This is a genomic window from Anatilimnocola floriformis (assembly GCF_024256385.1).
Taxonomy (GTDB): domain Bacteria; phylum Planctomycetota; class Planctomycetia; order Pirellulales; family Pirellulaceae; genus Anatilimnocola; species Anatilimnocola floriformis.
Genome location: NZ_JAMLFW010000001.1, coordinates 3,750,876 through 3,772,302 on the forward strand (window position 1 = coordinate 3,750,876; position 21,427 = coordinate 3,772,302).

Annotated in this window: 11 protein-coding genes; 1 reads left to right on the plus strand and 10 read right to left on the minus strand. The window is 57.7% G+C overall.

Translation table 11 applies throughout. From position 1 onward, the window contains the following. Positions 1 to 41 precede the first annotated feature (41 nt). A complete protein-coding gene (locus M9Q49_RS14395) occupies positions 42 to 8,045 on the plus strand; it encodes a beta strand repeat-containing protein (protein ID WP_254509452.1) in 8,004 nt (2,667 codons plus the stop codon). A 45-nt stretch (positions 8,046 to 8,090) separates the two neighbouring features. On the opposite strand, the gene M9Q49_RS14400 is transcribed toward M9Q49_RS14395, so the two are convergent. From M9Q49_RS14400 to M9Q49_RS14445, 10 genes are all read right to left on the minus strand, one after another. Further along, positions 8,091 to 9,662, minus strand: coding sequence for a response regulator (locus tag M9Q49_RS14400; protein WP_254509453.1), 1,572 nt, complete (start codon positions 9,660 to 9,662; stop codon positions 8,091 to 8,093). After that, entirely contained in the window at positions 9,659 to 10,336 is a 678-nt protein-coding gene (locus tag M9Q49_RS14405; RefSeq protein ID WP_254509454.1) for a chemotaxis protein CheB, read from the minus strand. The genes M9Q49_RS14400 and M9Q49_RS14405 overlap by 4 nt, the downstream gene beginning before the upstream one ends. Continuing rightward, positions 10,263 to 11,099, minus strand: coding sequence for a CheR family methyltransferase (locus M9Q49_RS14410; protein ID WP_254509455.1), 837 nt, complete (start codon positions 11,097 to 11,099; stop codon positions 10,263 to 10,265). Before M9Q49_RS14410 ends, M9Q49_RS14405 begins: the two co-directional genes overlap by 74 nt. Positions 11,100 to 11,110: 11 nt before the next feature. Beyond that, positions 11,111 to 14,560 (minus strand): response regulator, encoded by a 3,450-nt coding sequence (locus tag M9Q49_RS14415; RefSeq protein ID WP_254509456.1) that lies wholly within the window; start codon positions 14,558 to 14,560, stop codon positions 11,111 to 11,113. A gap of 276 nt (positions 14,561 to 14,836) precedes the next feature. After that, positions 14,837 to 15,700 carry a transglutaminase family protein gene (locus tag M9Q49_RS14420; protein ID WP_254509457.1) on the minus strand — a complete coding sequence of 288 codons (864 nt, stop codon included), beginning with the start codon at positions 15,698 to 15,700 and terminating at the stop codon, positions 14,837 to 14,839. After that, positions 15,681 to 16,553: a transglutaminase-like domain-containing protein gene (locus tag M9Q49_RS14425; RefSeq protein WP_254509458.1), complete on the minus strand. Its 873-nt coding sequence runs from the start codon at positions 16,551 to 16,553 to the stop codon at positions 15,681 to 15,683. The genes M9Q49_RS14420 and M9Q49_RS14425 overlap by 20 nt, the downstream gene beginning before the upstream one ends. Before the next feature lie 70 nt (positions 16,554 to 16,623). Then, on the minus strand, positions 16,624 to 17,733 hold the full coding sequence (locus M9Q49_RS14430; RefSeq protein WP_254509459.1) for a zinc-binding metallopeptidase family protein: 1,110 nt from the start codon (positions 17,731 to 17,733) through the stop codon (positions 16,624 to 16,626). A 351-nt stretch (positions 17,734 to 18,084) separates the two neighbouring features. Then, on the minus strand, positions 18,085 to 19,338 hold the full coding sequence (locus tag M9Q49_RS14435; protein WP_254509460.1) for a hypothetical protein: 1,254 nt from the start codon (positions 19,336 to 19,338) through the stop codon (positions 18,085 to 18,087). Continuing rightward, the gene (locus M9Q49_RS14440; protein ID WP_254509461.1) at positions 19,335 to 20,690 is read right to left on the minus strand and encodes a DUF1552 domain-containing protein; all 1,356 of its coding nucleotides are present in this window, start codon (positions 20,688 to 20,690) and stop codon (positions 19,335 to 19,337) included. Before M9Q49_RS14440 ends, M9Q49_RS14435 begins: the two co-directional genes overlap by 4 nt. A 108-nt stretch (positions 20,691 to 20,798) precedes the next feature. Next, on the minus strand, positions 20,799 to 21,395 hold the full coding sequence (locus M9Q49_RS14445) for a hypothetical protein (protein ID WP_254509462.1): 597 nt from the start codon (positions 21,393 to 21,395) through the stop codon (positions 20,799 to 20,801). Between the last annotated feature and the right edge of the window lie 32 nt (positions 21,396 to 21,427).

A 21,427-nucleotide genomic window follows, 5' to 3' on the forward strand; every position in this document is an offset into this window, starting at 1 on the left:
GCACCTGGTCATGCGCGCAGCGATTTCGTAAGGATTTGCTGATGCTCGAGTTCTTCGCTTCGTCGCTGTGCCGTGCTCCTCGCCAGACTATCGCTACCAATTCACAGACTGCTGCAGCTCGCCGCCGACATTTTTTGAATCAGTTTCGCAAGTCGCAAATCGAAGGATTAGAGCCGCGCGACCTGATGGCAGTGGATTCGATCACTGCGCTGAACACACCGTTTGTGGAGAATTTTGATGGGATGGGATCCGCGGGAACAGCAGCGCTGCCATCTGGATTTCGCGGCGGCGCCGATTACGCGACGGGCGCTACCACCGCCACGTTTGCCTATGGTTCAACGGGCACTGGCGTAGTAACTGGTACTTCCAGCGGCGGCATCATTAACTGGGCGAATGGAGTTACGGCAAGTTCAACCGACCGAGCTTTAGGATTTCTTAATACAGGTTCTTACACGTCGCCGAAGTCGTTCTTTGTGGCAGTGACCAACAATTCGGGCTCCACTATTACTTCGCTGAACATTGAGTGGGATTACGAAAAATATCGGAGCGGTTCGCGGCAGTATGACTGGACGTTTTTCCACGGGAGCACCTCGGCAGCCACTATCGCCGAAACAGGAGGCAACCAGTCGTACGCAGCCGACGCGGGCAATGCTACGGTGAGCAACCCGCCGTTGACGACCGCCAAAAGCGTGTCGCTAACCGGCTTGAGCATTCCAGCCGGCACGGTCTATTACTTGCGGTGGACCTATACGGGCCTAGGTGGGAGCACCAATGGCCAAGGGATCGGCATCGACAATCTCAAAGTCACGGCTGCCGGATCTGCTGCCGCGCCGAATGTTAGTCCCACCAATACCGTGCCTGCGGCTCAAACGACCAACGAAGATACGCCCCTGGTGTTTTCGACCGCGAACAGCAACGTCATCTCGATTGCCGATCCCGATGCGGCCACAGGAACGATGCTGCTGCAGTTGTCGGTTACCAATGGCACTTTGACACTGGGTAGCACGACCAATCTGGCGGGAACCGGCAACGGCACGGACACGCTTTCTTACACCGGCACGTTGGCAGATCTCAACGCCGCGCTGCAAGGGCTGAGTTTTGCTCCCACCGCGAATTTTAGCGGCAACGCGACCCTCACGATCACGAGCAATGATCAGGGAAACACCGGTAGCGGCGGCGCGCTGAGCGACACCGATACTGTGGCGATCACGGTGACACCGGTAAACGATGCCCCGACGTTGCAGAATAATTTGGGATTAACCGTTGCCGAGGGAGCACCAGCCACGGTCATCACCGGCGCGATGCTGCAGGTGAACGACGTCGATAATACCGCAGCGCAACTGATTTACACCGTCACTGCCTTGCCGACGAACGGCATTTTGACGAACGGTGTCACGCCGCTGGCATTGAACGGCACGTTTACGCAGGCCGACATTGCGGCGGGCCTGATTAGCTATGCCCACAACGGCAGCGAGACGACCACCGATTCGTTCACGTTCACGGTGAGTGATGGCACGGCGGGAATTCCAGCCACCGTTTTCCCGATCACGATCACACCTGTCAACGACATCCCGACGCTCACGACTAATGCTGGCCTGACGGTTGCCGAAGGGGCCCCAGCCACGGTAATCACTAATGCTCGGTTGCTCGTAAGCGATAACGACAATCTGGCCACTGCGCTGCTATACACCGTAACTCTGCTACCGACGGGCGGCACGCTCGCGAAGAACGGCACTCCGCTGGCCGCGAACGACACGTTCACGCAGGCCGATATCGATGGCGGTTTGATTACCTACGCACACGCCGGTGGCGAAGCGATCGGCGATTCGTTCACGTTCACGGTGACCGATGGCGCGGGTGGAAATATTCCGGCCACGACCTTTGCTATCTCGATCACGCCCGTCAACGACGCGCCGACGCTCACGACCAACGCCGGCCTGACGGTCGCCGAAGGAGCCGCGGCGACTACCATCACGAACACACAACTGCTGGTCAGCGATGTCGACAACACTCCGCTCCAATTAACTTATACACTCGGCACCGCTCCGACGTTCGGCACGCTTTCTCTCAGCGGCGTGCCGTTAGCCGCCGCCGGCACTTTCACGCAGGCAGATATCAACAGCGGTCTGGTGAAGTACGCCCACAACGGTAGCGAGACGACCGCCGATTCGTTCACGTTCACCGTGAGCGACGGCACCGCGACTATTCCGAGTACGACCTTCAACATCACGATCACGCCCGTCAACGACCTGCCGGTGCTGGCCACCAATTCGCCACTCACCGTTGCCGAGGGGGCTCCGGCCACGACGATTGCCAATACGAACTTGCTGACGACCGACGCCGACGCGACGGCCGCTCAACTTGTTTACACGGTGACGTTGCTTCCGACGAATGGCGTGCTGTCGTTGAGCGGCAGTCCGCTGTTGGTCAATCAAACGTTCACGCAGGCGGACATCAACAACAGCCTGCTGAAGTACGCCCACAACGGCAGCGAGACGACCAGCGATTCGTTCACATTTACGGTGAGCGATGGCACGGCCACGCTTCCAGTCAGCACGTTCAACATCACGATTACACCGGTGAATGATGCGCCAACGTTGACGAACAACGTTCTACTGATCGTGGCCGAAGGGGCGACGAATATCGCGATCACTAGCACCAACTTGCTGGCCAGCGACGCCGAATCGCCAGCGACCAATCTCACCTACACCCTCTCCTCCGTTCCAGCCAACGGCACGCTCGCGCTGAGCGGCACGCCGCTGGCATTGAACGGCACTTTCACACAGGCGAACATCAACTCGGGATTGTTGACCTACAGCCATAGCGGCAGCGAGACGACCAGCGATTCGTTCATGTTCACCGTGAGCGATGGCACGGCCACGCTTCCAGTCAGCACGTTCAACATCACGATTACACCCGTAAATGATGCACCGGTGCTGGCCACCAATTCTCCACTCACGGTAGCTGAAGGAGCCGCGGCCACGACAATTACGAGCGCCAACCTGGTCGTGACCGATGCCGACAACACGGCAGCGCAGTTGATATATACCGTGACCTCGATTCCCGCCAACGGCGTGTTGTCGTTGAGCGGCAGCGCCCTCGCGGTAAACCAAACGTTTACTCAGGCAGACATCAACAACAGCCTGCTGAAGTACGCCCACAATGGCAGCGAGACAACGAGCGACTCGTTCACGTTCACGGTGACCGATGGCGCCGTCACTCTGCCGGGGAGCACGTTCAGCATAATGATCACGGCGGTGAACGATCCGCCGACGCTGACGAACAACACCTCGCTGACTGTTGCTGAAGGCGCTACAAATGCCGCGATTACCAGCACAAATTTGTTGGTGAGCGACGGCGATACAGGCGCGGCTGGTCTCACCTACACCCTCACCGCCGTTCCAGCCAACGGCACGCTCGCGCTCAGCGGCGCGCCGCTCGGCATTGGCGGTACGTTTACGCAAGCCAATATCAATGCGGGGCTGCTCACTTACAGCCACAACGGCAGCGAAACGACCAGCGATTCGTTCACGTTCACCGTCAGCGACGGCAATAGCAGCATCGCTGCCACGACCTTCTCGATCACGGTCACGCCGGTCAACGACACGCCGACGCTAACGACGAACATAGGTTTGACCGTCGCCGAAGGCGCAGCGGCCACCACGATTGCCAGTAGCCAATTGGCGGTGACCGATCCGGATGCGACGCCGGTGCAGGTGGTGTACACAGTGACGGTGCTGCCAACCAATGGCGTGCTCTCGCTCGGCGGTGCAGCCGTCGGCATCAACGGAACGTTCACACAGGCTGATATCAATGCTGGCCTGGTAAAGTATGCCCACAACGGTAGCGAAACGACCAGCGATTCGTTCACGTTCACCGTCAGCGATAGTTCGACCGGTTCGATCCCGACGACGATCTTTGCGATCACGGTCACTCCGGTCAACGACGCTCCCGTTGTGGCGACTAATGCGGGACTGACGGTGAGCGAAGGCGCGCCCGCAACTGTTATCGGCTCGGCGCTGCTCAACGCCACCGATGTCGATAGCAACAATCTCACGCTGACCTACGCCATCGTTACCTTGCCGACGAATGGAACGTTGTCTGTGAACGGCGCGCCACTGACGGCAGCCGGCACGTTCACGCAAGCTCAGGTGAATGGCGGGCAACTCGCCTACGCTCACAATGGCAGCGAAACGACGAGCGATAGCTTTAGTTTCACTGTGAGCGACGGCGCTGGCGGCAGCACGTTGCCAACGATTTTTGCCATCGCGATCACTGCCGTGAATGATCCGCCGGTGCTCGCGACAAACAGTGGCTTGACCAACGTACCGCTCAACACGAGCGTCACGCTGACGGGCAGCAACCTGCTGACGACCGATGCCGACAACACGGCGACCCAACTGGTCTACACCGTGGGAACCGCTCCGGCGGGAACGCTTACGCTCACTGGCACCGGCGTTTTGACTGCCGGCGGCACCTTCACTCAAGATGACATCAACACCGGCAAGGTTTCGTACGCCGCGCCAGCCGCCGGCGTCGCCGATAGCTTCACCTTCACCGTCAGCGACGGCACGGCTACGCTGCCGACAGCGACCTTTACCATTGGACTGATCGCTGCAAATACTTCGCCGACGATCGTCAACAACGTTGGCTTGACGCTCGCCGAAGGTGCGACATCACCGATATCCAATACGCTGCTGCAAGTGACAGATGCTCAGCAATCGGCTGCGAATCTCACCTACACGATCACCGCAATTCCAGCCAACGGCGTACTGTTGCTAAATAGCACGCCGCTGACGCTGAACGGCACGTTCACACAAGCTGATATCAATGCTGGGCTGTTGTCGTACACGCACAACGGCAGCGAAACGACGGGCGACTCGTTTACCTTCACGGTTGCCGACGGCGCGGGTGGAACGATCCCCGCAACAACGTTCACGATTACCATCACGGCGGTGAACGACGCGCCGGTGCTCGCCGTCAATACGGGCCTAACTGTCTTCGAGGGAGATGCAGCAACGACCATCACCAGCGCGCAGTTGGCAGTAACCGATGTCGATAACGGCGCAGCACAGATCGTTTTCACCGTGCTATCGATACCCGCTAACGGCACCTTGGCACTCAGCGGCACGGCGCTCGGAATCAACGCCACGTTCACACAGGCCGACATCAACAATGGCTTGGTCACGTATGCCCACAACGGAAGCGAAACCACCAGCGACACATTCAGTTTCTCGGTGACTGATGGCAACACGACGATCGCTTCCACCCCGTTCGCCATTACGGTCACGCCGGTGAACGATGCGCCGGTGCTCAGTGTGAACGCGGGACTCACGGTAGCCGAAGGTGCTGCCGCCACGGTCATCACCAGCGCTCGCTTGGCGGTGACCGATGCCGATACGCCGGCTGCCTCAATCACCTTTACGGTTACCGCCACTCCCGCGAATGGCACGCTGTTGCGGAATGGCACGCCGCTCGCGATCAGCAGCACCTTCACCCAAGCCGACATCAACAACGGGCTGTTGAGCTACACACACAACGGCAGCGAAACGACCAGCGATGCGTTCAGCTTCACGGTGAGCGACGGCGCTGGCGGCACGATCGCCGCAACAACGTTTGCGATTACCGTCACGGCGGTGAACGACGCGCCGGTGCTCGCGGTCAACACGGGCCTGACGGTCGCCGAAGGCGCGACTGCCACCACCATCACTACCGCTCGCCTGCAAGTGACCGACGTTGATACGCCGGCCGCGCAAATCACCTACACCGTCACCGCGCTCCCCGCCAACGGCACATTGCTGCTCAACAGCACGCAGCTCGCATTGAACGGCACGTTTACACAAGCCGATATCAACAATGGTTTGCTGAAGTACACCCACAACGGCAGCGAGACGACCAGCGATTCGTTCTCGTTCACGGTTTCGGATGGCGCCGGCGGTTCGATCTCGGCGACGACCCTTGCGATCACCGTGACGCCCGTCAACGATGCACCGACCATTGCGCCGCAAACCTTCGCGATTGCTGAAAACAGTGCCAATGGCACGAGTGTGGGGACGGTTGTCGTGGTCGATCCCGACCTTGGCGATACCAAGTCGTTCTCGATCACTGCCGGCAATGGCAGCGGCGCGTTCGCCATTAATCCAACGACCGGCCAAATTACCGTGGCCAACTCGCAACTGCTGAACTTCGAAACGACGCCGACATTTTCGCTGACGGTGCAAGTCACCGATTCCGGCAATCAATCGGCCAGCAATACGATCACCATTAACCTTACTGATGTGGTCGAAACGGTCGGCGTATCGGTGACGCCCACCTCGGGGCTGACCACCACCGAAGCCGGCGGCGTGGCGATCTTCAACATCGTGCTCACCTCGCAACCGACCGCTGACGTCACAATTTCCCTTGGTACGAGCGATGCCACCGAAGGAACTCCCTCCACGAATAGCGTCACCTTCACGCCGCTCAATTGGAATGTTCCGCAGGTCATCACGATCACCGGCGTCGACGATGCCCTGGTTGACGGCGACATCGCTTACTCGATCATCACTGGCGCTGCGGTCAGCACCGATTCGGCCTATTCAGGCGTCGCCGTGCCCGATGTCTCGGTTACAAATCTCGACAACGACACTGCGTCGCTGCCGACGATCAGCGATATCGCCAATCAAACGACCCTCGAAGATACGCCGCTGCTCAACGTGCCGTTCACCGTAGGTGATGCGGAAACAGCCGCGGCATCGCTGACCGTAACTACGAGTTCGAGCGATACCACGCTGTTCCCCACCGGAAGCATCACACTCGGAGGGAGTGGGGCGAATCGCACCATCAGTCTGTCGCCCGCCGCAAATCTTAGCGGCGTCGCAACGATCACGGTGACGGTGGACGACGGGAGTGGTGGCCTGACTTCGGACACATTCACGATTACCGTCACCGCGGTGAACGACGCACCGACTCTCAGCGCGATTGCCAGCATCCCCTCGCTGCCGAATGGCTCGGGTTTGCAAACCATCAATTTGACTGGCATCACGGCTGGTGGCGGCGAGTCGCAGACACTCACCGTGACTGCCGTCTCGAGCAATCCGGCGCTAATCCCGAACCCGACCATTACTTACACATCGCCGAACAGCACGGGATCGCTCAGCTTTACGCCTGTAGCAGGCCAATCGGGCACAGCCACCATCACGGTGACGGTTACCGACAACGGCGGCACGGCGAATGGTGGCGTGAACACAATTACGCGCACCTTCACCGTGACGATTGCTCCCAGCAACACCACGCCCAACCTGGTAGCCGTCATTCCTGATGTGGAAAATCCAGGCAAGAACGTGCTGGTGATCAACGGCAGTCAATCGATTGATTTGATCAGCGTGGTACGGAGCGGCAATCGTACGCTGGTAGTCGTGCCGCTGAGTCGCGTGATCAGCTACTTCGACAACAGCACCTTCGATCGCATTCTGATCAACGGATTGGCCGGCCACGACCGGATCATTCTCGACCCGTTGATCACCAAACCGGCGACGATCAACGGCGATGACGGCAACGACATCATCATGTCTGGCGGTGGCAACGACGTGCTGCATGGCGGCGCTGGCAACGATTTCATCTTTGCTCGCGGCGGCAATGACTTCGTCTACGGCGACGCCGGCGTCGATTATCTCTATGGCGAAGCCGGAAACGATGTCATCCTCGGCGGCGCCGGCAACGACTGGATCTCCGGCGGCGAAGGGGCCGACATTCTAAACGGCGGCGAAGGACTGGACACCATCTTCGGCGACGGCGGCGACGATTTGATTATCAGCGGTAACTTCAGCCTGGCAACGAACACGAGCGAACTGCTCGCGATCCAAGCCATCTGGACTTCCAGCCAGCCGTTCAACACTCGCATTACCAACCTGGCCAGTAAGGTGAATAGCACCACAGTGACCAGCGACGGCAAGTTCGACTGGGTCTACACGGGAGCAGGTCGTGACTGGGTGGTCGACTACGCACTGATGGATTTGCTGTTCGACTTCAACTACAGCACGACGAGCGGTGACAAACGGAACTAACCGTTATTCATCTCGACGCGCAGCAGACTCGGCTTTGCTGCGCGCTCACTCGGCAGCTTGTTGGATCAGCATCCTCAGCGTTTCAAATTCGACGGGCTTCGTCAGGTGATGGTTGAAGCCGGCATGCTTCGATTGAAGTCGATCGGACTCTTGCCCCCAGCCGGTGAGCGCAACGAGGATCGTGCTCGCACCAAGATCGCTGCGAATTTGCCGGGCAGCTTCATAGCCATTGAGAATTGGCAGTCCTATGTCCATGAAAATTACCGTCGGCCTCCAATGGTTCGCCGTGTTAACGGCCTGCGCTCCATCAAATGCCACCTGCACCTCGTAGCCGAGGACCTGCAAAAGCTTTACCAGCGACTCGGCGGAGTCACGATTGTCATCGACCACGAGCACCCGAGCCCGAGCGATAGCTGCGGATTCAGGCGTGGGGCGCACTGTCGTTTGAGGCGAGGAAATCGTCGGTTTTTCGCGTGGAATCGAGATTGCGAATTCACTTCCCTTGCTGTGTCCCTCGCTACGAGCCACAACCGTACCCTGGTGAAGTTCAACTAACCTTTTCACCAGCGTGAGGCCGATTCCGAGGCCTCCTTCGGTGCGTTCCAGCGTGCGATCGACCTGAGTGAACAGATCAAACACCTTCGGCAGCATTTCGGCCGAGATGCCAATGCCGTTGTCGCGAACGCTGACGCTGAATTGCTGCTGATCGCAGGTTGCAGTCAGCCAAATTGTTCCCTCATCGTCGGTGTACTTGGCTGCGTTGTTCAGCAAGTTCATCACAACCTGGGTGAGCCTCGCCCCATCACCCTGAACCAGGCAATCCTCGTCCGCGACGTTGACGATCAGTCGATGCTTGTGCCGATTGATGAGAGGGCGACTGGCTTCGACGGCATTCGCAACGATCATCGCCAGCGGCAGCGTTTCTTTGCGCAGCTCGATCTTACCGCGACTAACCCGGGAGACGTCCAAGAGGTCGTCGACCAGACGACTCAATTGCTGTGCCTGCCGATCCAGGATGTTGATTACTTTCTCGGTTTCCGTTGGCAATCCTACGTAACGCAAGATTTCGATGGCGTTGCGAATCGGCGCCAAAGGATTGCGCAGTTCATGCGCCAGCATGGCCAGAAATTCATCCTTGCGGCGATCGGCTTCCTTCAGTGCTTCGGTATTCTTCCGAGCCTCTTCCAATAACCTGGAGATTTCATCCCGCTGCCGAATGGCCTCATGCCGCTGCAAATAGAGTTCAGCAAAGACGTCCGCCTTGCTTCGCAAGATTTCAGAATCAATCGGCTTCTGCAGAAAATCTACGGCTCCTGCCTCATAGCCCTGGAATCGGCGCTGCTTATCAGAGACACCCGCCGTGAGAAAAATGATTGGCACCCGTCGCGTACGTTCCGTGCCACGCATTAGCTCGGCCAATTCGAAGCCATTCATTCCCGGCATTTGCACGTCGACCAGAGCTAGAGCAACTTCATGTTGCAAGAGCAACTCCAGCGCATCGGCGCCAGAGCGTGCGCGGAGTAGCACTCGCCCTTCGCGCCGCAGGAGCGCTTCCAAGGCGACGAGGTTTTCCTCAAGATCGTCGACCAGCAAAAAGTACACAGGCGCAGTTGTCATGCTTGTTCTCCCACCTGACACTGGGCCAGAAAAGTTCCGATTTGTTCGAGCTGCAGAACCAATGCACTGGGACAGACTAGCAGCGCCGCTTCCGGCATCGCGGACGATCGCGCGGATTCCGGCAACTGCACGACGGCGACACCGCCGTTCTGAACAATGGCTTGCAACCCCTTCGCGCCGTCACTGTTCGCACCGGAAAGGATGACGCCGCATAAGCCTGTGCCAAACGCGTCACTGGCCGTTTCAAAGAGTACATCAATCGAAGGGCGCGAGAACATGACTTGCTCCTCGCTCGAGAGCGACAGATGGAAATCCTTCTCAACCAGCAAGTGATAGTCAGGGGGCGCGAAGTATACCGTGCCCGCTTGAATGGGCTCTTTGTCGGCGGCTTCGAGTAGTTTCACCTGGCATCGTTTTTGAAAAAGGTCGACCAACGAAAATCTGGATTCCGCCGGAATATGTACCACAACCATCACCGGAATCGGGAACTGCGCGGGCAATTTCGGCAAGATTGCGCCCAGCGCTTCGACGGCGCCAGCCGACGCGCCAATCACAATTGCGCGAAAGCGCTGCCTTGGAACAACTGAATCTGGTTTGTGCTCAGCCATTTCCAGGGCCTCCATGCTTCTGGTAAAGGCGGGCCTCGCGCGAGAACTCCGCAAAAGCATTGGCATGCGCTGAAAACCGCAGGCTCTCTTTCGAACCGATGCCGAGAAATCCACGTCGCACCAGCGAATCCTTGAACAGGCCCACCGCGCGGTCCTGCAGCGCTCGCTCGAAATAAATCAGCACATTACGGCAAGAGATCAGGTGCATTTCGGCGAAGACGGCATCGCTCACCAGGCTGTGATCGGAGAATACCGCCCGCGCACGCAGTGACTTATCAAAAACAGCCGCGCCATACGCGGCCGTGTAATAGTCCGACAACGATGATTTGCCGCCGGATAACTGATGGTTCTTCGTGAACAAGGCGATCCGATCCAGGCTGTATACCCCTGCTTCGGCCTTTCGATATGCCTCCGGATTGATATCCGTGCCGTAGAAAATTGTCCGTTCTTCCAGCCCTTCCTCGCGAAACAAGATGATCAGCGAATAGAGTTCTTCGCCGGCGCTGCAGCCCGCAACCCAAACTTTCAAAGAAGGGTAGGTGCGGAGATGAGGAACGACGTGTTCACGGATGGCAGCGAAGTACGACGGGTCGCGGAACATCTCGCTGACCTGGACCGTCAAGTACGAAAGCATCTTCGGCAGTACCGTCGGGTCATGCAGCACTCGGTCCTGCAGCTGCGAAAAGCTTTCGCACTGAAAATGCTCGCGAGCCTGCACCAGGCGTCGCTTCAGCGAAGCCATTGCATAGCCACGAAAATCGTAGTGATAACGGTGAAACAGGGCATCCAGCAGCAGCCGAATCTCGATATCGTCCGTCTTACTCTGCACCAGCGATTTCCTTAGCGGGGCATCCAGACGCGAACGAGTGACAGCAACTTCTCGACATCGAGAGGCTTCGGAATGTAATCATTGGCTCCCGCCGAGAGACATTGCTCCTGGTCGTCTTTCATCGCCTTCGCCGTCAACGCGATGATCGGCATCTCGCGCCAGGCCGGATTCTTGCGGATCTCCCGCATGCACGTAATGCCATCCATCTCTGGCATCATGATGTCCATCAGCACCAGATCGATTGGCTTGTCCGTTTTCGCTTTCTCGAGAGCCGTCAATGCCTCTCGGCCGTTGCGGGCAATCTGCACGATGGCGCCACGAGGTTCAAGAATGCTCGTCAGCGCAAAAACATTGCGCACATCATCTTCGACCACTAGAATCCGGCGCCCCTCCAAATCGGCTTCGCGACTGCGCGCGGTTTCCAGCATGCGCCGCTGTTCGGCTGGCAGCGTGGCAACCATTTGATGCAGGAACAAAGTGACTTCGTCCAGCAATCGTTCCGGGGACTTGGCTCCCTTGATGATGATCGACTTCGAATACCGACGCAGCCGTTGCTCCTCATCGACCGACAACTCGCGGCCGGTGTAAACGATCACCGGCGGGAAAGAGTACGACTGTTCTTTGCTCAATGTTTCCAGCAGTGCATAGCCGGAGGTATCCGGCAAAGTCAGATCCAGCACCATGCAATCAAACGTCGCATCCTTCAGCAGCGACAGACACTCTGCGGCTGTTCTCGCGCCGGTCGTCGAGACTTCGTGAGAGCCCAAAAGCTTCTGCAAGCTGTCGAGTTGACGAGGGTCATCTTCCACGACCAAAACTCGCCGCATCTTCTGCAAGAGCCTGCTCTCGATCCGATGCAATACGTCCACGAGCTCTTCGCGTTTCACCGGTTTCAGCATGTACCCGACGGCGCCGAGCGATAGCGCTGTTTGCGCATAGTCGCTGGCCGAGATCACGTGCACCGGCAAGTGTCGCGTTCGCGCGTCGCGCTTCAAGCGGTCCAGCACGGTCAGACCCGATTGATCGGGTAGCCCCACATCCAAAATGATGGCGCTCGGCAAGTGTTGCGTCGCCAGCTGAAGCCCTTCTTCGGCCGTGGTCGCAATCAAGGCATCAAAGTTCAGTTCATGGGCCAGATCGTAAAGAATCCTGGCGAACGACAGGTCGTCCTCAACCAACAGAATAAGGCGCCTCCCTGCCGACAAGCGTTCGCGGTCATCTTCGATCAGGCGCTGAACGGCAGCACGGCCCTCGCCAATCGGACCTACAACCACAGGTTGGGGAGTGTGCGACACGATATTGAAGTCAGTTTGCTCTGGCGGGGCATTCGGCTTCCGTTGCACGACTTCACGATTGATCGAGAGGGGCAAGGTGATCGTGAAAGTGCTGCCGCCACCGGGCGTGCTTTCCAGTTCGATTCTCCCGCCGAGCAGGCGCGTCAGCTCGCGTGAAATTGAGAGTCCTAGACCTGTTCCACCGTATTTGCGATTCGTGGTGCCATCGGCCTGACGAAAGGCTTCGAAAATGATCTGCTGCTGATGTGCCGGGATGCCGATTCCTGTATCCGAAACGGCAAAGCGCAATTCCTGGTTCGCCGTTTGACTGACCTTCAGTTGAACGCTGCCGCGCTCTGTAAACTTGAATGCGTTGGAGAGGAGATTGCGAAGAATCTGCTCCAGACGTTGACCATCCGTCTCGAAGATCTTCGGACAGTCAGCAGCCAGTCCAGTCTTGAATTCGAGCCCCTTTTGCGTTGCGACCGGCAAAAAGGTCCGAGCCACATCTTCGATCAACTGCGACAGGCGAACGCTCTCCGGGCGAACCTCCATGTGGCCAGCTTCGATTTTGGACAGGTCCAAGATGTCGTTGATCAAATTGAGCAGGTCATTGCCGGCTGATTCGATATTTCGGGCGAACTGAACCTGTTCGGGAGTGAGGTTGCGGTTCGGATTGTCCCCCAGCAACTTGGCGAGAATCAATGATGAATTGAGCGGCGTCCGCAACTCGTGCGACATATTCGCGAGGAAGTCGGACTTATACTGGCTCGCTTGCTCCAGTTCTCGCGCCTGTCGCTCGAGCGATGCCTGAGTCCGCGCCAAATCGTCGCGCTGCGTTTCAAGCGTCTGGGCGTGCTCTTCGAGTTGCGAATTGGTTTGCTCGAGTTCAACTTGCTGTTGCTCCAACCGCGTCTGCGACTCTTTGAGCGCGCTGCTTTGTTCTTCCAATTCTTCGTTACCCACCCGCAGTTCTTCACTCTGCGCTTGCAACTCTTCGGCTTGCCGCTGAGTCTCTTCCAAGAGGTTGTGCAAGTGGGCCCGGTAGTGCGCCGACTTGACGGCTACGCCGATCGATTCGGAGATGTTCTGCAGAAACTCGGTCGTCTTGGAATCAGGTGGTTCCAGAAAACCAAGCTCGACCACTGCATTGGTTTCGGAATCTGGCGAGAAGGGAGCGATGGCGAGGTGTCTTGGCTTGCTGCGACCGAGGCCAGAGCCGAAGACTAGATAGCCTTCAGGAATGTCATTCAGGATCGAAGGCTTACCGTCATCGGCAGCCTTCCCGAGCAATCCTTCGCCGGACGAGAATTCTTGGAGCACTCCACTGTCGGCGGGGACCGCAAACGTGGACAAGAGTTTGAATTGGCCTTCATCCCTGGCAAAGAAGATTCCCGCCTGCGCATTCAAATACTCGGCTAGAAATTTCAACACGCGATTGCTGAGTTGGTCGATGGTGGGATCGCCCACCATTTCGCGGCTCAAGCCGCTTTGACCATTCAAAAGCCATTCTTGCCTGGCGCGAGTCAGCATCGCGCGGCGAACGAGATAGGCCACCACGGAGGAGAGCACAATACCGAGTAATCCCGTCAGCACGCCGCTGGCAACTGCCGTGAGGTATGCCTGGTCCATCTCGCGCAGCCGGTCTGCACGGCGAACCATTTCGGTCGTTTGCATGGCTTCGACGTGCGTGCGAATCGCATCCATCGATTGTTTGCCGCGATCGGTAACAACCACCTCCAAGGCCTCGTCGAATCCTCGCTTTTGGCGAATGTCGATCGTTTCCGCAAGTTCGCTCAGTTTGTTTGCGACCTCCTCCCTGATCTGGCGGAGCTTGGCCGCCTGCACCACCTCGGTTCCGACGAGTCGCTCCATCCCTTGCAGTCGCTGTTCAACTCGATTGATCGCGACATTGTAGGGGGCGAGGTACTTCGTATCGCCCGTCAGCAAATAGCCGCGCTGCCCGGTTTCAGCGTCCTTAATGATCGAAATCACGTTCTCCAAGGCCACGATCGTCTCATGCGTCTTGGCCACTGAATCGGCGTTTCGCCGCAAGATGCGAGTGTTGACATAGGCCACTCCACCGGCGGACAGGAAGAAGAGAAAGACGGCGACGAAACCCAGCCAAACGGATGAGTCGATTCTCACGCGGTCGCGTTTTTCTGAGCTAACAATGGTGGGCGACATGGGGGTATGCGGTGGGTCTGCCCAGCACGGCTCAACCAATTTCATGAATCGTGACGCAGTGGTGCCAGGTGGTTTTGAAAAATAACTTCACCATCGTTCTTTGCCAAGTAACTCCGCTCTGAAACTGGCCACGAACTTCGGTCTATCAGCAATCCGTTGAGCATTACGGCGAAAAGTGATCGCTGCGGGTCCAGGCTGGCTGATTGGCGACCAGTGTGTTTGCTCAAACTTTGACCAGCCACGCGATTGAGGATTCAGAGTCCTTTTGATGTGATTTCACTCGGTTAGCCGCACGACTTTCACCGGTGCCCTCATATCGAGGTAATCGCCTGAGTCGCCGTGAAACTGCCCGGTGATGGGCATCACGCCGCGCGGGTGCTGACTGACGCCGACGGTGATGTGCTTCAACGACGCCCCTTCGCCGATCGTGGGATCGTAGCCACGCCAACCGAGAACGGGCAGATAGATCTCGGCCCAAGCGTGCATCGCCGCGCGACCAGCTTCTGCGGCGGGACAATCCAAATAGCCACTAACAAATCGAGCAGACAGCCCCATCAGTCGAGCAGCATCCATCATCAGCAGCGCCATGTCGCGGCAGGAGCCGCTCTGCAGGCGGAGTGTTTCGCCCGGACTTTGCACCCCTTTGACGTAGCGCCGCTGATAGCCGATTTTTGCGTGGATGTGATGGCAGAGATTCATGAGCAGCGTCTCGGCATCGTCGGTCGCTGTTACCGTCGCGTACTCGGCCAGCCACTGTTTCACTATCTGCGCATCGTCCGCATACGAGAGCGTTTGATACGCCGCCGTGATCGGCGCCTCGCGCTCGTCGTAGTTGACCGGCCAGGGAATCCTCCAAGGCACGTATGGATCTTGGGACGGAAACGGCAACGAGCGTTCGACGGTAACCTCGCTGCGAACTTCTAACCGATCCGCTTCGGCAGTAAAGTCGACAATCGCGACGGAGTTGCTGAATACGTCGCGCGCCCAGGCCAATCGATGCGCAGGGAAGATCTCAAGCGACATATCCACAACACGAATATCATGCCCCTCCCGTGGACGGAGCACGAGGCGATGACGGCCAAACGCTACTGGTCGACGATATGAGTAAATCGTGGCATGTTCAATGCGTTGACGTAGCATGCTTTGCGTCCAGCGAAATCCCTTTTCGGCCCAACTGCTTCCGCTCCAGCGGCGTGAATTTCTGCCCTGGCGCGAGTTGGCAATCGACCTGCATCAAGGTGCTTTGCACCCGGCCGAAGATACTAGAGACAGCGGCGTCGGCGGCATCCCGCCCAGTGCCAATGCGAATGAGTCCGTTGAGCGGCACCAAGCGAGTGGCATCGAAGACCAGCCAACGACCTCCCAGGTAACACTCAAAGCAGGCGTGAAAATCGGGTGGCTCGAGTTGAAAGGCGTACCCCGAAAAATAACGCGCTGGAATATTGAGCGCGCGGCAGAGCGCGATCCCCAGATGAGCGAAGTCACGACAAACGCCGGTCCGCTGAGTCACCGTGTCGTAGGCCGACGTTTCTGAATTGGTGCTGCCCCGCAGGTACTCGACGTTCTCATGAATCCAGTCAACGACAGCGATCACTTTCTCGTACGGGTTGGCCACCTTGCCAAACAAATCCCACGCCAGGCGGCCCAGGCGATCGGACTGGCAATATCGACTCGGAAATAAGTACGGGATGGCCCTACGATCCATATCCGCCACGGGCGTGTAGTCCAACTTATTCGCAGGCACCACCTCGCAGGAAGTTTCCACGGTCGCTTCGTACGAGAGCTGCAGCATCTTCTTTTTCCCCGTCTCCAGCCGGACAAATCGACTGCCACCGGAGTCGATTACAAATTCTTCGAAATGCAGGTCGGGCTCGACGGTAAACCGTTCGTGAAGAATCGTCTGCCCAGGCGACCGCTGCGCATGCACATTGAAGATCATGGTAGACGGGAAGCGGACGTTGTATTCGAGCCGCCCGGAGACATGAAAACGCATTCGCAGGAGCTCACTAGTAGGAAGTCATTCGCTGAAAAAGCCTCCAAGGCGTAATGCAAAAGTGAGGCCGTTACGCCATTGCAGCGACCGCTTGATTTGGATCAGCGCCGCCAACGATTGCCGCGTTTTCATTTCGGCCCCGCTGCACCAGACCGTGGATGTAACGCATTTTTGCGATCACGGGCTGAACAAAGACTTGCGGCACGGCATCCAAAATACCCATGTTGCGATTCAACTCGTTGTTGGCGATGCCAATTTGCTGATAGCGCGCAATCATGGCATCGAAATCGGCATGCACCGGATCAGACTCGCCGCCGAAGCCGACATTTTCTGCGGTGTCGAGCGAGCCGCACATGTCGAGATACGCAGCCCAGGTCTCCGCAAAATCTTCCCAGGGATGCATCGTCGAATAGGCGCTGATGAAATTCTCCGGCCAGTTGAGCGGTGCGCCATTCTGATAATAGATGGCCAGCGCCTGATCGTAGGTGGGATTATCGTGGTCACCGAACACCGCCTTCGAAGCTGCTTCGTCGCGGCCCAGCACCAAAACATCCCAGTAGTAGTGCCCAATCTCGTGTCGAAAGTGGCCGATGAGAGAACGATGCGTCTCTTTCATTTCGACGCGCAAGCTTTCGCGAGCCACCGAATCGGCTTCACGAATGTTGATGGTGATCCGGCCATGATCGTGGCTGGTGAAAACTTTTTCTCCCTGGTTGCCACCTCGCCAAATATCATTCGGCGGAATCACGTCTGCTTTGAAATCGAAGCTCAGCGGCGGCGCGATGCCGTCTTGCGCAGTGCCGTACGGCAGGCCCAGCTTACGCAGGTCGTAGAACAACCTCCGCTTGGCGGCCTCCAGCCGATACCACTTTTCTAAATTGCCAACGACGGAAAGGTCCGGAATCGTATCGTTGAAGCGGCAGCAATCGCAGAAGCCAGCGTGCGTGGTATCGCCGGCCATAACGCAACGATTGCAGACGTTGTAAGTGGCGTAGTTGACGCACTTTTGCAGCTGAACTCCGCACGCGGCGTTGCCACACTGCAAGCCGCCCTGATCCAGCGGAAGCAGCGCAACCAAATTGTCGCAGGCCGGACAAAATCCCGCTTCGCGGCCGCATGCCAGGCACTGCGAGTTGTCGAAATACAAGATGTTGTTACAAGCACACTGAAACGTACGCATCAAAAGTTTCCAGGATGTTTTTTTTGAGAGAAAATGAACGCGCTGATTGCTGCCGCGCAGCAACAGTTCCGTTCTGCATTGAGCGACGAGAGAGAGTCGCTCACGATGGATATGTGATCCACGCGCGCCTAGCGATTCGTAGGCGGCAATCGGACAAGCAAACGATGTGCCCGAGTTGTCTGCCGCGACTCGCGAGTGCGCCGTATCGAGCGCGGTTCCGTGTAGCTGCGACAGCTAACCGCAAAATGCTGATGGATTACGCCGAAGCGCGCGCCGTAACAGGGCGAGCGATTCGCTGCTACTTTGGTCGAAAGCGAGTCAACTGAGCTGAACCCAACCAACTACTCTGGTTCAGTACTTGGGGAAGATGGCCGGCGTCGGAAAGCGATCTTCCAGGGAGTTCCCATCGTTCAGATATTCGTCCCGAGGCACAGTCACTTCGGGCCAACTCGCCGGGCGAACTCGGACGACTCGCCCGGGGCGAATCCCTTCGATGATGAGGTCCGTCTCAAAGCGAATTTGGATGCCGCTGCTCCCCAGCGGGACCTCGCCGGTCGCTTTCGTCACCTCGAGGATCGGACCCTGCGAAGCCATATGAGCGGGCCCATAAGCGCCCCCCGCATGCTTCAACGTATTCTCCGCGGCATTCATCACTCCGCGGCTTCCCTTCTTGAAATCGGCGTACAGCGAATCGTCCATGCCGCCGAACAAAGTCGCGGTAACAGTCGCGCGACCGAATTTGCCGTACTCGACAGCATCGACATAGGCGGGCATCCAACGGCTGCGGATCAACGCCTTGTGCGTTTCGGTCTGCTGTTGGCCGGCGCGCTGCATCGCGGTGTCATCCAGCCAGATATCTGAGATGTGAAACCGCAGAAAAACGCCGCCGGGAGTGGGCTGCCAGGTGAGTCCAAGTTGCACTGCTTGGCCACCGAGAGACTTCTTTCCTTCAGCGGGCCAAACTCCTTCGGCGATTAAATCGGCGAGACTGAGGCACTCGCGGCCGCGCCAGATGCGCGTAGCGGCGCCGATGGTCATCTTCTCTTCGCTGGCGCTGCTGTCTGCGCCTTCCTTCGGTTCACGGCTGGCGATGATCATCCCCTGAGTTTTCTGCAGGTCGATCTCTTTCAACTTCCAAACTTTGCCTTCGCGCAGGCAGAAGCTCGGTTCATCTTCCAATAGCAGAACATGATTCTCGGCGGGGCGATCGGGATTGCCTTTGCCGCTTACCGGCACGGCAGAGTTTTTCGGATCGGGCGGTAGAAAGCCGCGCACATGCAAGGCCGTGCCGAGCGGGATGTCGCGCAGATCGGCCGGTGCGCCGTTACGGCGAACGATGCCGTACGGGAGCATGGCGAAGGGATGCGGCGGATTGCGAAAGAACTCGCCGGTGGTGGGCACGCGGAAGCTGCCACGGCGATTCGCATGGTCTACGAACGCGAGCACGCCGCGGTATTCTCGCGACTTGTCCAGCGGCGGAAACTGCCCAGCTTCGGGCCGAAACGGTTCTTCCGGCCTCTTGTTGTCCTGACCGCTGGCCGCGGCAATGACCATCAACGAGCAACACAATAAGAACGAAGAACCACGAACAATTACCGTTTTCATAGTTCGATCGCCTTGTTGCTGTCGCCGAATTTGTCGGTTTCCACGCCCATGCGTTGGGCCATCAAGAGCAACAGGCTGCTCATGTAGGCATTCGGGTTGGCGGGGCGGCTGCAAAGGTTGTAGTGCTCACCGGGCTTATCGAGTTGATAGCCCTTGAAGTGACCTTGGTTGAAGTCGAGGTGCGTGCCGTGCTTCAAGCCGAGGTCGGAACCTCCGGCGAGCACCAGCGGCAGGTTGGCATTGCCGTGGCTGTGTCCATAAGACATGCCGCTGCCGAAGAGGGACATCGTCGTGCCCAGGAGCGGCTTGCCGTTCAGATCTTTCGTCTCGGCAAGGCGCGTGAGGAAGTAGCTGTACTGCTCGATGGCGAAGGTGTCGTAGTTCGTGAGCTTCTCCATGTAACCGAGATCGCCGCCGTGGTGGCTGAGCTGATGACGGGATTCGGTAATGCCGATCTCGGGAATCGAAATGGCATCGCCTTCGCCGCCGAGGCTGAAGGTGGCGACGCGCGTCAGATCGGTCTGGAAGGCGAGCACAATCAGATCATAAACCGTGCGAAAATAATCGCCGGCCATCGTGTGCGCGATGTCGCGATTAGTCTTTTGCCGATCGGCGGGCGAAATCGTCGGCAGCGGCGTGTCGAGCCAGGCGTCGGCGCGGCGCGTGCGGATTTCAGCTTCGCGAACAGAGGTCAGATACTGCTCCATGCGGCCCTTATCAGCCGATCCCATCTTTTGCTCGAGCTGGCGAACCTCGGCGAGGTTCGCATCGAGCACACTTCCCTTACGGCGCAACGCGCGCCGCTGAGCTCCCTTGCCACCCTTGGGTTCTTCAAACAGCGAGGCAAAAATCTCGCTGCAACGACGCATCGCCGGCAGCCGAATGCCGTCGGCAGTCCAGGCCAGCGAATCCTGCGTGATGGCGATCTCCATCGACGAATAGCGAGTATGCTTCGCGGTGACCTCGGCCATCTTCTGGTCGACAGAAATGGTGTTCCGATCCGAAGGACCAAGCTTGCCGCCGGTCAGCCAGACCGAAATGCAGTTGTGGTGATGGCTCAACGCTCCCGGGTGATGAAGACCGCTGATCGGCGTGATCGAATCGCGGTGTTTTTCCAGCGGCTTGAGCGACCGAGAGAACTGGTAATCCTTGCCGGGCGTGGTGATCTGATAATTCAGCGAATGCACGCCGTTGGCGAGATAGATGAACGCACTGCGTTTCGGCGTCTCCGTTTTTTCTTCGGCTGCGCGAAGCGGCACCATGCATTCGAGGAACGGCAGCGCAATGCAGGATCCGAGAGCGCGCAGGGCATGTCGGCGGTCGAGCAGCCAGGATTGCGAAAGAAAATTCATGGTTGTTGGTTCCTATTTCTTTGTTCTTTGTTCGTAGTTTTTTTGTTGATGAGACCTTGGAACTGAAAAACTCGCCGCCCACCCTGGTTGACCATCTTGTTTGCTGCCTCAGACGGGATAGGTACGGTCGAATGCCTGCTCAACAAACCTTTCGATCTCTTTGCGAGATGGCATATGCGATGAATCTGACATATCACGGCTAGCGAGAAACGACTGACGCAATTCGGCCATTTGTTTTGAACGGTCTTTGTTCGACAATAGGCGTCCACTTTCAAAAATCAATTCTCGAACTCGTTTATATTTCCACGCAGGATGAAACCCCATGTGGACGTAGAGGTCCCGAATGAATTCATCAGCGACAAGGATGCCGCCAGAATACTCAAGGTAATAGTTGATGTTTTCGTAATGGTTGTTGAACCAGTCGTGTTCACCTTTTTCGCCGGTTGGCGTGACGCCGTTGATTGGAGGGCCGGCAATTCGCAAATATGACTTGGTGTCTCTCATCAGATTCGCATGAAGCGTTTTCAGGACTAGGCGTTCGTCGGCAATTCCAAATACGGCCTGATAGCCACGATAGCAAGCAGTGCAAGTTCCCACTGGCTCGATTCCCAACAGGGTAGGGTCAAAGAGATCGCCCTCACTGATTCCGGCCAGCGAATAGTCAACGCTGTCGAGGTGGAACGCATCATTGATTTGAGCGGTCATAGTTTGCTCAACTGTTAGCGAACAAAAACATA

What these genes read in the sequence shown, in the direction of transcription:
- M9Q49_RS14395 (WP_254509452.1), top strand. Translation starts at nt 42, where the DNA reads ATGCTCGAGTTCTTCGCTTCGTCGCTGTGCCGTGCTCCTCGCCAGACT.
- M9Q49_RS14400 (WP_254509453.1), bottom strand. Translation starts at nt 9,662, where the DNA reads ATGACAACTGCGCCTGTGTACTTTTTGCTGGTCGACGATCTTGAGGAA.
- M9Q49_RS14405 (WP_254509454.1), bottom strand. Translation starts at nt 10,336, where the DNA reads ATGCCAATGCTTTTGCGGAGTTCTCGCGCGAGGCCCGCCTTTACCAGA.
- M9Q49_RS14415 (WP_254509456.1), bottom strand. Translation starts at nt 14,560, where the DNA reads ATGTCGCCCACCATTGTTAGCTCAGAAAAACGCGACCGCGTGAGAATC.
- M9Q49_RS14420 (WP_254509457.1), bottom strand. Translation starts at nt 15,700, where the DNA reads ATGCTACGTCAACGCATTGAACATGCCACGATTTACTCATATCGTCGA.
- M9Q49_RS14425 (WP_254509458.1), bottom strand. Translation starts at nt 16,553, where the DNA reads ATGCGTTTTCATGTCTCCGGGCGGCTCGAATACAACGTCCGCTTCCCG.
- M9Q49_RS14430 (WP_254509459.1), bottom strand. Translation starts at nt 17,733, where the DNA reads ATGCGTACGTTTCAGTGTGCTTGTAACAACATCTTGTATTTCGACAAC.
- M9Q49_RS14435 (WP_254509460.1), bottom strand. Translation starts at nt 19,338, where the DNA reads ATGAAAACGGTAATTGTTCGTGGTTCTTCGTTCTTATTGTGTTGCTCG.
- M9Q49_RS14440 (WP_254509461.1), bottom strand. Translation starts at nt 20,690, where the DNA reads ATGAATTTTCTTTCGCAATCCTGGCTGCTCGACCGCCGACATGCCCTG.
- M9Q49_RS14445 (WP_254509462.1), bottom strand. Translation starts at nt 21,395, where the DNA reads ATGACCGCTCAAATCAATGATGCGTTCCACCTCGACAGCGTTGACTAT.